15 protein-coding genes are annotated in these 13330 nt (G+C 70.4%); 8 read left to right on the plus strand and 7 right to left on the minus strand.

Annotation, left to right across the window (positions count from 1 at the left end):
- Positions 1 to 53 precede the first annotated feature (53 nt).
- Positions 54 to 806 carry a TetR/AcrR family transcriptional regulator gene (locus DEI96_RS00305; RefSeq protein ID WP_244993308.1) on the plus strand — a complete coding sequence of 251 codons (753 nt, stop codon included), beginning with the start codon at positions 54 to 56 and terminating at the stop codon, positions 804 to 806.
- On the opposite strand, the gene DEI96_RS00310 is transcribed toward DEI96_RS00305, so the two are convergent.
- Positions 803 to 1474: a response regulator gene (locus DEI96_RS00310; protein WP_111022462.1), complete on the minus strand. Its 672-nt coding sequence runs from the start codon at positions 1472 to 1474 to the stop codon at positions 803 to 805. The two genes, DEI96_RS00305 and DEI96_RS00310, sit on opposite strands and share 4 nt — an antisense overlap.
- Complete coding sequence (locus DEI96_RS00315) at positions 1471 to 2682, minus strand: sensor histidine kinase (protein WP_244993310.1); 1212 nt, start codon at positions 2680 to 2682, stop codon at positions 1471 to 1473. The genes DEI96_RS00310 and DEI96_RS00315 overlap by 4 nt, the downstream gene beginning before the upstream one ends.
- A 341-nt stretch (positions 2683 to 3023) precedes the next feature.
- Here DEI96_RS00315 and DEI96_RS00320 point away from each other — a divergent pair, with 341 nt between their 5' ends.
- On the plus strand, positions 3024 to 3905 hold the full coding sequence (locus tag DEI96_RS00320; protein ID WP_111022461.1) for a manganese catalase: 882 nt from the start codon (positions 3024 to 3026) through the stop codon (positions 3903 to 3905).
- A gap of 81 nt (positions 3906 to 3986) precedes the next feature.
- Here DEI96_RS00320 and DEI96_RS00325 read toward each other — a convergent pair whose 3' ends face one another.
- The 3 genes from DEI96_RS00325 to DEI96_RS00335 all read right to left on the minus strand — a co-directional run bounded on the left by DEI96_RS00325 (position 3987) and on the right by DEI96_RS00335 (position 5633).
- Positions 3987 to 4313: a hypothetical protein gene (locus tag DEI96_RS00325; RefSeq protein ID WP_071248763.1), complete on the minus strand. Its 327-nt coding sequence runs from the start codon at positions 4311 to 4313 to the stop codon at positions 3987 to 3989.
- A gap of 11 nt (positions 4314 to 4324) precedes the next feature.
- A complete protein-coding gene (locus DEI96_RS00330) occupies positions 4325 to 4780 on the minus strand; it encodes an Hsp20/alpha crystallin family protein (protein WP_071248766.1) in 456 nt (151 codons plus the stop codon).
- Between the two features lie 109 nt (positions 4781 to 4889).
- Complete coding sequence (locus DEI96_RS00335; RefSeq protein WP_111022460.1) at positions 4890 to 5633, minus strand: alpha/beta fold hydrolase; 744 nt, start codon at positions 5631 to 5633, stop codon at positions 4890 to 4892.
- 50 nt (positions 5634 to 5683) lie between these two features.
- On the opposite strand from DEI96_RS00335, the gene DEI96_RS00340 reads away from it, so the two are divergent.
- The 5 genes from DEI96_RS00340 to glgX all read left to right on the plus strand — a co-directional run bounded on the left by DEI96_RS00340 (position 5684) and on the right by glgX (position 9779).
- Entirely contained in the window at positions 5684 to 6145 is a 462-nt protein-coding gene (locus DEI96_RS00340) for a MarR family winged helix-turn-helix transcriptional regulator (RefSeq protein ID WP_111022459.1), read from the plus strand.
- Between the two features lie 70 nt (positions 6146 to 6215).
- Positions 6216 to 6398, plus strand: coding sequence for a hypothetical protein (locus DEI96_RS00345; RefSeq protein WP_071248776.1), 183 nt, complete (start codon positions 6216 to 6218; stop codon positions 6396 to 6398).
- 18 nt (positions 6399 to 6416) lie between these two features.
- Positions 6417 to 6953, plus strand: a complete 537-nt coding sequence (locus DEI96_RS00350) for a MarR family winged helix-turn-helix transcriptional regulator (protein WP_111022458.1) — start codon at positions 6417 to 6419, stop codon at positions 6951 to 6953.
- Between the two features lie 133 nt (positions 6954 to 7086).
- Entirely contained in the window at positions 7087 to 7701 is a 615-nt protein-coding gene (locus DEI96_RS00355; RefSeq protein ID WP_111022457.1) for a TetR/AcrR family transcriptional regulator, read from the plus strand.
- 59 nt (positions 7702 to 7760) lie between these two features.
- Complete coding sequence (gene glgX, locus DEI96_RS00360) at positions 7761 to 9779, plus strand: glycogen debranching protein GlgX (RefSeq protein ID WP_111022456.1); 2019 nt, start codon at positions 7761 to 7763, stop codon at positions 9777 to 9779.
- Positions 9780 to 9889: 110 nt separating this feature from the next.
- On the opposite strand, the gene DEI96_RS00365 is transcribed toward glgX, so the two are convergent.
- Together DEI96_RS00365 and DEI96_RS00370 are read right to left on the minus strand one after the other, a co-directional pair.
- A complete protein-coding gene (locus tag DEI96_RS00365; RefSeq protein ID WP_111022455.1) occupies positions 9890 to 11005 on the minus strand; it encodes a Gfo/Idh/MocA family protein in 1116 nt (371 codons plus the stop codon).
- Entirely contained in the window at positions 11002 to 11802 is an 801-nt protein-coding gene (locus DEI96_RS00370; RefSeq protein ID WP_181440449.1) for a sugar phosphate isomerase/epimerase family protein, read from the minus strand. The genes DEI96_RS00365 and DEI96_RS00370 overlap by 4 nt, the downstream gene beginning before the upstream one ends.
- A gap of 215 nt (positions 11803 to 12017) precedes the next feature.
- Between DEI96_RS00370 and DEI96_RS00375 the strand changes: the two genes are divergently transcribed.
- Positions 12018 to 13316 carry an MFS transporter gene (locus tag DEI96_RS00375; RefSeq protein WP_051597042.1) on the plus strand — a complete coding sequence of 433 codons (1299 nt, stop codon included), beginning with the start codon at positions 12018 to 12020 and terminating at the stop codon, positions 13314 to 13316.
- Positions 13317 to 13330: the final 14 nt, after the last annotated feature.

The raw sequence follows: 13330 nt of genomic DNA on the forward strand, positions 1-13330 counted from the left end.
GCGTCGGTATCGCTGGTAACACAGTGATAGCACAGATCCGTTATCGTTGTTCCGTGATCGAGCAGGGAAGCCAGCGCGACGAGACGCGTGCGCGCATCGTCGAGGTCGCCGGCACCATGCTGCGCGAACGCGGTGCCGCGGCGGTGACCACGCGGGCGGTCGCGGACGGCGCAGGCGTCCAGGCACCGACCATCTACCGGCTGTTCGGCGACAAGGACGGTCTGCTCGAAGCGGTCGCCGAGCACGCGATGGCGACGTTCTCGGCGATGAAGGCCGACGCCGTCCGGGCTGCTCGTGACGAGGCGACCGACCCCGTCGAGGACCTGCGCACCGGGTGGTCGATGACGATCGGCTTCGGGCTGGCGAACCCCGACCTGTTCGTGCTGTTGAGCGACCCGGAGCGCGGCCGTCGGTCGGCAGCCGCCCGCGCCGGCACCGCGCTGCTCGCCGAACGCATCCGGCGGGTGGCCGAGGCCGGGCGACTGGCCGTGCCGGAACACCGCGCGGTCGAGCTCGTGCACGCGGCCGGCACCGGTGCGGTGCTCGCGATCCTTGCTGCTCCGGCGGACGAGCGGGACCCGTCACTCGCCGATGACGTCCTCGACGCGGTGCTCGGGCGGATCCTCGTGCCGAGCGGGCCGACGACGGACGACGGCGGCGCGGCCCCGGGTGGTCAGGGCCGGGGGCGTGACGCCGTGACGAGCGCCGCGATCACGCTCCGTGCCGCAGCGCCCCGGCTCGATCGACTGTCGCCAGCCGAGCGGACGATGCTCGCGGAGTGGCTCGACCGGATCGCCGCGGACTAGTCCTCGCGGGTGCCCGCCAGCCCGTGGTCGTGGGCGTAGACGACGAGCTGCACCCGGTCGCGCAGTGACAACTTGCCGAGGATGCTCGAGATCTGGGTCTTCACCGTCGACTCGGTGACGTACTCCCTGGTGGCGATCTCGGCGTTCGAGAGCCCACGGGACGCCCACCCGAACACGACGCGCTCCCGCTCGGTCAGAGTCGCGAACTCCGGCGGCTGCGGTGCCGGGGCCCGCGCCACGTCGGTGCCGAACAGCTGCGCGAGGTCGTTCGGGGCGATGACCGAGCTGCCCTCGTGCACGGCACGCACCGCGGCGAACAGGAACGGCGGCGTGGTGTCCTTGAGCAGGAACCCGCTGGCGCCGAGCCGGATCGCGGTCGCCGCCGCCGGGTCGAGCCCGAAGGTGGTGAGCACGACGACGCGGGGGAGCGGGCCCGCGACGGCACCGGAGTAGAGCTGCCGGACGGTCTCCACGCCGTCCATGCCGGCCATCCGCATGTCGAGCAGCACCACGTCGGGGCGCACCTCGGGGATGAGCGCGAGCGCTTCGGCCCCGTCGGAGGCCTCACCGACCACGCGCATGTCGTCCTGGGCGTCGAGCACCACCCGGAGCCCGGCGCGGAACAGCGCCTGGTCGTCGGTGAGCAGGATCCTGATCGGTTCGGTCATCGGACGGGTCCCCCTTGGACGTCGAACGGGATGCGGGCGCGTGCCGTGAACACGTCGTCCAGCACGGCGGCGTCGAACGACCCACCGAGGGCGCCGAGGCGCGAGTCCATGCCGTCGATCCCGCGGCCCGAGCCGGCGGTGGTGCCGTCACCGGCGACGTTCTCGACCTCGAGCACCAGGTCGGCGTTCCGCCAGGTCTCCCGCACGACGACCGGGTTGCCGGGGGCGCCGTGGCGCAGGGCGTTCGTGAGCATCTCCTGCAGCACGCGGCGGGCAGCGGTGCCGGTGTCCGGGCGCAGGGCCAGCGGGACCCCGCGCACCGTGCGGTCGACGTCGACCCCGGCGTCGCGGATGCCCTGCACGATCTCCTCGAGCGACCCCGGGCCGGTCGCCTCGGCGGAGCCGTCGATGTGCCCGAGGACCTGTCGGACCTCGACCAGGGAGCTGCGGGCGGTGCTCGCGATGGTGGCGCTGACCGCTCGGATGCGCGCCTCGTCGTCGAGGAACGGCACCGAGTCGGCCTGCGCGATGATGACCGCGAGCGAGTGGCCGACGACGTCGTGCACGTCCCGGGCGATGTCCGCGCGGATGCGTTCGGACTCGGCGACGTCGATGGCGCGGGTGGCGGTGGCCTCGGCCTCGGTGGCGACGGCCTCGGCACGCGATGCTGCGGCCTCGGCGTCGGCACGGCGCTCCGACTCGCGGTCGCGGGAGCGGAAGGCCCGGACGGCGACCCCGCCCGCCCAGACCCCGAGCAGCGCGGTCACCGGGGCGGCCATCGCCAGGAAGGCCTGGTCGCGCGGGCCGTTGATGAGCACGAGGAACCGGAAGCCGGTCGACGCCAGGTAGACCGTCGCACCCGCTCCGGCGACGACCGCGAGCACGCCCGAGACGACGACCTCGGTGCGGGTGCCCACGACCGCGGCGGTGCCGATCACGACGAAGAGCGCGAGGTCCACCAGCGACGGACGCTCGCCGCCGCCGACCTGGATCACCCCGAGGACGACGACCATCGCCATCGCGGCGGACGGGGAGATGCGACGCAGGGCGATCGCCACCGAGGCCGACAGGACCGCGGCGAGGCTGGCGTGCTCGAGCTCGAGGTCGATGGGCAGCAGGAAGACGAACGCCGCCAGGACCGCCCAGGCCACGTCGATGACGATCGACCGGGTGGCGAGCGGCCGGAGGAACCTGCCCCGTTCGGTCACGAGAGCGATCCTCCCATGCCGTACCGGCGTCACGCGGGCGGGGCCATGGCCATCAGTGCGATGACGGTGGCGACCACGATCGCCGCGCAGAGCAGCAGGGTGGCGATCGTGTGCTTGGTCGAGGTCTGCATGCTCCCAGCCTGGGCAACCGGACGGCCGACGGCATCGGGCGGGGGACCGAAGGGCTTCGTCCTGCCGGGTGAAGCCGACGGTGGACCCGGAACCGTGGAACGGCGCATCCGGGACACCCTCTGCGTGATCCGGCCACCTTGGACGGCCGCTCAGTGCCCCCGGCGAACCATCGGCCGTGCAATCGCTCGATCGAGACGAAGGAGCACGATTTGTACTTCCACAAGCAGGAACTCCAGTTCAAGGCAACGCCCGACAAGCCCGACGCGATCTACGCCCGCAAGCTGCAGGAGGTGCTCGGTGGCCAGTACGGAGAGATCTCCGTCGCCATGCAGTACCAGTTCCAGGCGTGGAACATGCACATCCCCGGCAAGTACCGCGACATGGTGTTCGGCATCGGCGCCGAGGAGATGGGCCACGTCGAGATGCTCGCGACGATGATCGCGCAGCTGCTCGAGAAGTCCCCGCTCGGCATCACCGAGGACGCGCTGCAGGACGACCCCACGGTCGCCGCGATCGTCGGCGGCACCGACGTCCAGCACGCGATCGTCGCCGGTGCGGGTGCCCGCCCGGTGGACAGCAACGGCAACCCCTGGCAGGGCTCGTACATCACCGCCAGCGGCAACCTGCTCGCCGACTTCACGGCGAACGAGAACGCCGAGATGCAGGGTCGTGTGCAGGCCGCGCGGCTTTACCACATGACCGACGACCACGGCGTGCGGGACCTGCTGTCCTTCCTCATCGCCCGCGACACCATGCACCAGAACATGTGGGCGACCGCTGCCGCCGAGCTGCGCGAGAAGGGCGTCGAGGGCTTCCCCGTGCCGAGCAACTTCCCGCAGTCGAAGGAGAACCAGGAGGTCAACTACCAGTACCTCAACTTCTCCGACGGTGCCGAGGCGAAGAACGGCCCCTGGGCGAGCGGCCCCTCGTTCGACGGCAAGGGCGAGTACTCGTACCACGACGGCCCGACCACCTCGGTCCCGATGCCCCCGCCCACGCACCCCGACGTCCGGCTCTACGGCACCACCGAGCTGCCGAACGTCGTCGAGAAGACGGCCGGCCTGGTGCAGGACAAGCTGAACAAGGAGTAGTCCCGACGGTCGCCCACGCGACCGACGGATGACAGGAGGCCCGGCGCACGACGTGCACCGGGCCTCCTGTCCGTCAGGTGGTCACCGCACCGACGGGGCGGACCCGCCCACGGTCATCAGTGCCCCCGTCTCGGGTTCTTCGTCGCGCGGTGCCTCGAAGATGCCCGAGTAGGCGCGGACCGCGCTCCACCCCGCGATCAGCAGGGCCGTGCCGAGGACCGCCGCGACCCAGGGCGCCAGGAGTGACTGCTCGAACAGCCGGGGCGCGGCGACCCAGGTCAGGAACGTGCCGGTCAGGCTGCCGGTGGCCCCGAGGAGCACGGCGGTGCGCCGGTCCAGGCTCGTCAGCGCGAGCGCCGCGGTGACGACGAGGACCGCGACCACCGCGTTCAGCAGGACGGACGTCATCGCTCAGCTCCTCACTCGGCGGCGCCGGAACCGGCGGCACCGGAGCCGACCGCGAGCTGCTCGGACGCGCCACCGACGGTGACGGCGATCTTGCGCGGCTTCGCGGACTCCTTGACGGGGATCGTGACGCTCAGCACGCCGTTGTCGTACCCGGCGGTGATGCGCTCGGCGTCCAGGCCGTCGCCGAGCGTCAGCTGCCGGACGAACGTGCCGGGCTGGCGCTCACGGGTGAGCCACTGCGAGCCCTCGGGCGCGCCCAGGGTGCGCTCGGCGCGGATGGTCAGGACGGAACCGTCCACGTCGATGTCGACGGAGCCCGGGTCGATGCCGGGCAGGTCGACGTCGAGGACGTAGTGGTCCCCGGTGCGGTACAGGTCCATCGGCATCGAGCGCGGGCCGGCGGCGGTGCCGAGGAGCGAACCCGCGAGTCGGTCGAGCTCGCGGAACGGATCGAAGTTCATCGTCATCGAAATCAACTCCTTCGTGGTTCTCGTTGAGTCCCCTCGACTCAACTGCCACCGTTTTAGCACTCGACCCTGGTGAGTGCCAAAAGATCGCTCGGAGGACGCCGAGAACTCAGCCGAGCAGGGGCGCCAGGAACGGGTCGATGACCGCCCACGTCGCGTCGGGGGCCTCGAGGTGGGGCAGGTGCCCAGCCGCCGGGACCTCGGCGAACACCGCACCCGGCACGGCCGCCGCCACCGCGCGACCGTACGCCGGGGTCACGACCCGGTCGCTCGCGCCGAACACGACGAGCGTCGGCACCCGCACGGCCCCGAGTCGATCGAGCAACGTCGGGTCGCTCATCGACCGGCCGGCGACGACCGCCATGGTCTGCCCGTTCGACCGCTGCACCGCCCGCTGTTCCTCGCTGACGGACGCCGGGTCCTGGTACCCCCGCTCGGGATCGTGCCAGGCGACCTCGGCCAGCCCGCGGGCATCGAGGGCGAAGAAGTCGGCGATCGGTTCACCCTCGACCACCGCACCCACGCCGTCGATGTCGACGACAGCACCGACGACCCCGGCGAACCGGTCGTCGGCAGCTGCCTGCACGGCCATCTCGAGGGCGATCCAGCCGCCGATGGAGGACCCGACGACCACGACGTCCTGCTCCCCGGCGGCGAGGAGCTGCTCGAGGTACGCGGTCGCCAGGGCTGGGACGGAGTCGATGCCGTCCGGGCGCGGGGTGCCGTCCCACCCGGCGTGCGTCGGGGCGACGACGTGGAAGGCGGGTGCGAGGTGCGCGACGATCGGCGCCACGGTCCGGGGGCCGCCGCCACCGTGCAGGACGAGCGCGGTGCGGGTGCGGGTGTCGGTCATGGGTGCTCCGTATCAACATATTTATGTACGAGTGTTGATACCGTAGCACCATGCCGACCGACCTCGAAGCCCTGGGCCACGCCGTCAAGCGGGCGCAGTACCGCAACCACCGCACGATGGACGCCGCCCTGCGCGACCTCGGCGTGACGCTCGTGCAGTGGGACGCCCTGCGCGCCATCGACCGGATGCCCCACGCATCGGGGCACGACCTCGCCGTCGCGACGTTCCAGAGCGACCAGGCCTTCGGCACCCTGGCGAACCGGATGCTCGACCGCGGGCTCATTACCCGGACCGCCGGTCGGGGTCGGCGGATCGAGCACGCGATCACCGAGGACGGCCGGCGGGTGCTCGACGAGGGACGTCGCATCGCCGAGGGGGTGCTCGACTCCCTGTTCGCACCGCTCGGCGAGCCGCGACGAGCGGCGCTCCTGCAGCTCCTCACGACCCTGACGGGCTCCGCCGAACCGTTCGGCGCGCAAAACGTACACAGTGCGAATGGTTCGTTGAACTGACCGTTCACTTTGTGAAAGAGTTCAGCCGTCCGAAGGGGACACACGGCAAGCAAGAAGGGCGGGACACGACATGCACAGCACGTACTCCGGGATGCCTCGGACGGCACGGATCGGTGGCAGTCACACGCGCGTCGGTCTCACCGACCCGGCGATCATCGACGCCTACGTCGAGCGTCGCATCCAGGACCCCTCGCTGCTCGCCGGTCGTTCCGAACCGTCCTACGCGGACTTCTTCAGCACGCCTGCCGTTTAGCAAGGAGCGCATGACCCCATGCCGTTGACCGTCGTCCGTCGAGAGCACGTCCACCTCTACGCCCGCGAACCCGAGTCCGGGGTCGCGAAGACCGCCGTCGACGCGCTGCTCCGCCTGCAGCACGCCGAGGACCAGCAGATCGAGTCCGCCCGCATCGAGAGCGGCCTGTCGAAGAACGAGTTCCTCGCCGTCCGGTACATGCTCCAGGCACACCGGGACGGCCGCACGATGGGCCCGAAGGACCTCGCCGTGATGCTCGCCGTCTCGAACGCCTCGGTCACCAAGATCGTCGACGGGCTCGTGCAGAAGGGCCTGCTGTCCCGCACGGCGCACCCCACCGACCGTCGTGCGCAGGTGCTCGCCCCGACCGACCGGGCCGCCGAGAAGATCGACGCCTCGTACGCGCGCTTCCACGCGGCCGTCGTCGACGTGCTCGAGCAACTCCCCGACACGGACAACGCCGTCCTCGCCGACTCGCTCACGAAGATCGTCGACGCGCTCGCCGCGGGCACGCCCGCGCCGGTCGACGAGTACACGGTCGACGACCAGGACTGACGCGAGCGCACCCGGCTGACGCGACCAGGCGGGTGCGACGCGACCAGGTACGGACGGGAGGCCCGTGGTGCGCCCGCCACGGGCCTCCAGTCCGGACGGTGGCGAGAAAACCTTCCAGCGGTAAGTTGGGTGCATGACCCACCCCGCGGACGACGCCGACGCGGCCCAGCCGCGCCGCGGCGGGTACCGCAAGGGCGCCGAGCGGCGCACCCAGATCCTCGACGAGATGATCCGCATGGTCGCGGAGCAGGGGGTCGACGCATCGTCGCTCCGCTCGGTGGCCGAGGCCCTCGGGATCACGCACGCGGCACTCCGCCACTACTTCCCGAGCCGCGATGAACTGCTGCTCGCCGTCTACCGGGAGCACGAGGTCCGCGAGCAGGGCGCGCCCGACCGGATGAAGTCGGCGATCGGCGACATGCGCGAGAGCGCGTCGCGCAACCGGGCCGTGCCGGGGCTGGTGCAGCTGTACACGACCCTCGCGGCCGACGCCGTGCAGGAGGGCCACCCGGCCACGCGGGACTTCATGCGCGAACGCTTCGCCCGGCTGCGTGCTGAACTCGCCCTGCTCATCGAGGCGGACCAGGCGAGTGGCCGGATCCGCGCCGACCTGGACCCGGTCGACCTGGCGAGCCTGAGCATCGCGGCATCCGACGGACTGCAGGTGCAGTGGCTGCTCGACCCGGACGCCGTCGACGGTGAACGGGTGCTGCGGCTGCTCGAGCAGCTGGTCCCGCCGGTGCGCTGAGCGGCCAGGGGTACGTCCAGACCGCCGCTGGCACAGCGACCGGCCGGTAGAAGGGCAGCATGACCACTTCCACGCGCACCCCGCTCGGCGTCACGCTCGTCGACGGGGGCGCCAACGTCGCCCTGTTCTCGAGCACCGCCGAGCGCGTCGAGTTCTGCACCTTCGACGACGACGGCACCGAGCACCGCACCGAGCTCCGCAACCGCACCGGCTACACCTTCCACGACGTCGTGCCCGGCGTGGCCGTCGGCACCCGCTACGGCTTCCGCGTGCACGGTGCGTGGGACCCGGCGAACGGCCTGCGCCACAACGGCGCCAAGCTCCTGCTCGACCCCTACGCCACCGCGATCGACGGCGAGTACGAGTGGGGCCAGGCGCTCTTCGGTCACGACATGAACGAGCCCGAGCAGATCGACGAGACCGACTCGGCCAGCGCGATGCCCAAGTCCGTCGTCGCCGACCGCGCCTTCGACTGGGACGGTGACATCCTGCTGCGGACTCCGCTCGCCGACACCGTCGTGTACGAGGTGCACGTCAAGGGCTTCACGAAGCAGCACCCGGACGTCCCCGAGGAGATCCGCGGCACGTACGCCGGCATGGCCCACCCGGCGGCGATCAAGCACCTGACCGACCTCGGGGTCACCACGGTCGAGCTGCTGCCGACGCACCAGTTCGTGCAGGACTCGACGCTCCTCGACAAGGGCCTCCGCAACTACTGGGGCTACAACAGCATCGGCTTCTTCGCGCCGCACGACGAGTACTCGTCCTCCGGCACCGCCGGGCAGCAGGTCGCCGAGTTCAAGGCGATGGTGAAGGCCCTGCACGCCGCAGGGCTCGAGGTCATCATGGACGTCGTCTACAACCACACCGCCGAGGGCAACCACATGGGCCCGACGCTGTCGTTCAAGGGGATCGACAACCAGTCGTACTACCGGCTGGTCGAGGGTGACGAAGCGAACTACTTCGACACCACCGGCACCGGCAACAGCCTGAACGTCGGGCACCCGGCGGCCCTCGGACTCATCATGGACTCGCTCCGCTACTGGGTCGAGGAGATGCACGTCGACGGCTTCCGGTTCGACCTGGCCACGACGCTCACCCGCCAGGACGGCGAGGCCGAGAAGCACTCCGCGTTCCTCGACATCATCCACCAGGACCCCGTGCTGCGCGAGGTCAAGATGATCGCCGAGCCGTGGGACACCGCCGGCTACCAGGTCGGCGGGTTCCCGGCCGACTGGTCCGAGTGGAACGGCAAGTACCGCGACGACCTGCGGGCCTTCTGGCGCGGCGCCGAGGGCGCCCTCGGCGACGCCGTGCAGCGGGTCCTGGGCAGCCCGGACGTCTACGAGGGCTCGCGGCGCTCCCCGCTGTGCTCGATCGACTTCGTGACCGCCCACGACGGTTTCACCCTGGCCGATCTGACGATGTACGCCGACAAGCACAACGAGGCGAACGGCGAGGACAACAACGACGGCGAGAGCGACAACACCTCGTTCAACGGCGGCATCGAGGGCCCGACCGACGACGGGGCGGTGAACGACTACCGCGACCGGCAGCGCCGCAACTTCCTCGGCACCCTGCTGCTCTCCGCCGGCGTCCCGATGATCCTGGGGGGCGACGAACTCGCCCGGTCGCAGGGCGGCAACAACAACGCGTACTGCCAGGACGACGAGATCTCGTGGTTCGACTGGGCCGCCGCCGACCAGGACCTGCTCGCCTTCACCACGGCGGCCATCGCGTTCCGTCGGCAGCACCAGGCGCTGCGTCCGGAGTGGTTCCGCACCGCGCCGGGCGACTCGGAGTCGACGGTGACCGTGCTCCGTGCCGACGCCGCCGGGTTCGAGGACGGCGACTGGGCGGACGGGGGCAACCGGGCCGTGACGCTCGTGCTGCACCAGGGCGACGACACCGTGGCCGTGCTGCTGAACGCGTCGGACACCACGGTGGAGTTCACGCTGCCGGAGCGTCCGGGTGGGGGCAACTGGTCCCTCGGGCTGTCGAGCGACCCCGACCAGGCCGTGGTGGGCGACGCGGCGACGCTGCTCGTGCGCGACGCGTCCTTCACCGCGCTGGTCTGAGGCGTCGCGCGCGGGCGCGGTTTCGCTTGGTGAGCAGAAATGGTCGGGTTCCCGTTCGGGACCCGACCATTCCTGCTCACGAAGTGCTGCGCGTGGTGCTCGCGGCGCTCCTAGGCGTTCGCGCCCGCGGTCAGCACGGCTGCCGCGGGGTCGAAGTCCTCGGGCAGCGGCGGGACAGCGTCGACGGTCGACGTGATGTCGACGGCGGAACCCGACTCGGCCGCGTCACGGATGCCGAGCAGCACGTCGAGCACGTGCAGCGCGACGGCGCCGGAGGCACGCTCGGGGCGGTCCTCCGCGATGGCGCGGGCGAGCTCGACGACACCGGTGCCACGACCCCAGGTGGAGCCGACCGCCTCGAGCGTCTCGGGCTCTTCCTGGCCGTAGCGCCAGAGCTGCGACGAGCCCTCGAACGTGTTCGGGTCGGGCAGCGAGATCGTGCCGAGCGTGCCGTTGATCTCGACGAAGCCCATGCGGGGCAGGGCGTGCTGGAACGAGAACGTCGACTGGGCGGACTGCCCGCCGGCGAACTCGATCAGGGCAGCGTGGTGCGTCGGGACCTCGACCGGGAACGTCTCGCCGGCGCGGGGGCCGGACGCGATCGTGCGACGGTCGAGCGACTTCGACGAGACGGCCTGCACCCGCGAAGCGGTGCCGAACGCGTGCACCAGGGTCGTCACGTAGTACGGGCCCATGTCGAACAGGGGGCCGGCACCGGTGGCGAACAGGAAGTCCGGGTTCGGGTGCCACGCCTCGGGTCCGGGCACGTGGAACAGGGTCGTCGCGGACAGCGGCTCGCCGATGTCACCGCGGGCGATGGCCCGGAGCGCCGTCTGGATGCCCGCACCGAGCACGGTGTCCGGAGCGGTCGCGACACGCAGGCCCTTGGCCTTCGCCGACTCGAGCACCGCGGCGGCCGACGCGTGGTCGGTCGCGATCGGCTTCTCGCTCCAGACGTGCTTGCCGGCGTCGATGATCTGCTGGTCGACCTCGGCGTGTGCGGCCGGGATCGTCAGGTTGATCACGATCGAGATGTCGTCGCGGGCGAGGAGTTCCTCGACCGATCCCGACGAGGCGACGCCGTACGCAGCCGCCTGCTCAGCGGCCCGCTCGAGCAGCACGTCGGCGACGAAGCGGACCTCGACGTCGGCGAACTTGGTCAGGTTCTCGAGGTACTGGGTGGAGATGTTGCCGGCACCGATGATGCCGATCCCGACACGGCTCACTTGTCGTTGTCCTTGAGCCAGGTGAGGGACTCGGTGATGCCCTCGAAGACGTCGCCCTTGTACGCGTCGAACTCGACCACGCGGATCGCCTGCGGTGCGGCGGCGAGGATGGAGGTCACGTCGACGTCGCCCTGACCGGCCGGCGTCTGGTTCTCGAAGGCGCGCTGCAGTGCCTCGGGCACGATGAGGGCGCTCTCGGACGAGGGCAGCGCGGTGCGGATGTCACCGTCGACCTTGCCGTCCTTGACGTGGATCGCGACGACGCGGTCGCCCAGGCCCTTGAGCACGGCGGGAGCGTCGGCGCCACCGACGGTCGCCCAGAAGGTGTCGACCTCGAGGACGGTCTCCGGCGACAGCTGCGACACGAACAGGTCGTAGACGGTGCGGCCGTCGACCTTGTTCGTGAACTCCCACTGGTGGTTGTGGTACCCGAACTGCAGGCCACGGCCGGCGGCCTCGGCGGTCAGCTCGTTGACTCGCTCGGCGATCTTCGCGACGTCGTCGGCGGTCTGCCAGCGGTCGGTCGGGATGAAAGGGTCGATGACGGTGCGGATGCCGAGGCGCTCGGCAGCGTCCCAGATCGGCGCGGTGTCCTCAGCGTCGATCACGGCGACGTGGCCGGACGGAGCCTTGAGGCCGGTGGCCGCGAACGCACGCTCGAGGTCGGTGGCGCGCTCGACGAACGCGTAGGGCTCGACGTTCTCGTACCCGATCTCGGCGACACGGGCGATGGCCTTGTCGAGGTCTTCGGCGATGGCGTCGCGCAGCGAGTACAGCTGCACAGAAGTGGTGGGCATTGCAGAGGCTCCTTCGATCCTGTCTGGGTGTCGCGGCCCGTCGAGGAGCGATGCTCCGCGGCGAGATCGATGACGACGCTACCCCAAAAACCACCCGGTGTGTAGTTTTTGCTGCCCCGTGTGACGCGGCCGGTGTTGCAGACAACACGTGTCGATGTATGCTCGCGTCGGAAAAACCTTGTCAGGCAAGGTTTTCATCGACTCAAGGAGGCGTCATGAGCACACCCGAACCCGGCAGCCCGGCACTGCTCAACCCGGAAGAGGGCATCACCCAGCCCGTCAGCACGGTCAAGGTGGGCATCGGCTACCAGATCGCCCTGTTCCTCGGGCAGTTCGGCCTCTTCGTCGCGCTCATGGCGCCCGTCTACGTGAGCATGCAGCTCAAGGCGCAGGCCCTGGTCGGCGACGACGCTGCGAACGTCATCGGCTCGGTGCTGCCGATCGGCGCGTTCGGTGCGCTCATCATGAACCCCCTCGCGGGTGCCCTGTCCGACCGCACCCGCACGCGCTGGGGCCGTCGTCGCCCCTGGCTGCTCAGCGGTGTCGTGGTCTTCGCGATCGCTCTCGCGTGGATCGCCTACTCGCCCGACGTCCTCAACCTGACGCTGGCCTGGCTGCTCGCCCAGCTCGCCGCGAACGCCACGCTCGCCACCCTGCTCGCGAGCTTCGCCGACAACGTGCCGCAGCTGCAGCGCGGCCGGTCCTCGAGCATCATCGCGCTCGCGCAGAACATCGCCGTGCTCGCCGGCACCTACCTGTCGGTCTTCTTCGTCGCGAACCTGCCCGTGCTGTTCATCGCGCCCGGCATCCTGGCGATCATCCTGGTCGCCGTGTACGCCGTCGTCGCGCGGGACGACCTGCCCACGTACAAGCTCAAAAAGTTCACGTTCCTGAACCTCATCGCGTCGTTCTGGACGAACCCGGTCAAGAACCCGGACTTCGCGTTCGCGTGGTGGTCGCGCTTCCTCATCATCTTCGCGACCTTCATGTTCACGACGTACCGCCTGCTCTACATGGAGCAGCACCTCGGCATCGAGAGCGCGAAGGAGGCGACCGCCGCCGTCGCCTTCGGTGTGCTGCTCTACACGATCGCGCTGCTGGTCAGTGCGGCGCTGTCCGGCTGGGCCTCGGACAAGCTCGGTCGCCGCAAGGTGTTCGTCGGTGGCTCCACGGCGATGTTCGCCGTCGGACTCATCGTGCTGGCGCACGCCGACACGGTCAACGGCTTCTACGTCGCCGAGGTCATCATGGGCTTCGCGTACGGCATCTACTCCGCGATCGACACCGCACTCGTCGTCGACGTCCTGCCGAACGCTGACCGTCCCGGCAAGGACCTCGGCGTCATCAACATCGCCAACGCGCTGCCGCAGTCGCTCGCGCCGGCCGTCGCCCTGTTCTTCCTGAAGATCGGGTCCGGGGACGCCGCCGACAACTACACGCTCATGTGCTGGGCCGCCGGCGCGATCGCCATCATCGGCGCACTCGTCGTGATCCCCATCAAGCGGGTGCGGTAGCGCCCGTCGCGCAA

The sequence above is a fragment of the Curtobacterium sp. MCLR17_031 genome (assembly GCF_003234775.2).
GTDB classification, from domain to species: domain Bacteria; phylum Actinomycetota; class Actinomycetes; order Actinomycetales; family Microbacteriaceae; genus Curtobacterium; species Curtobacterium flaccumfaciens.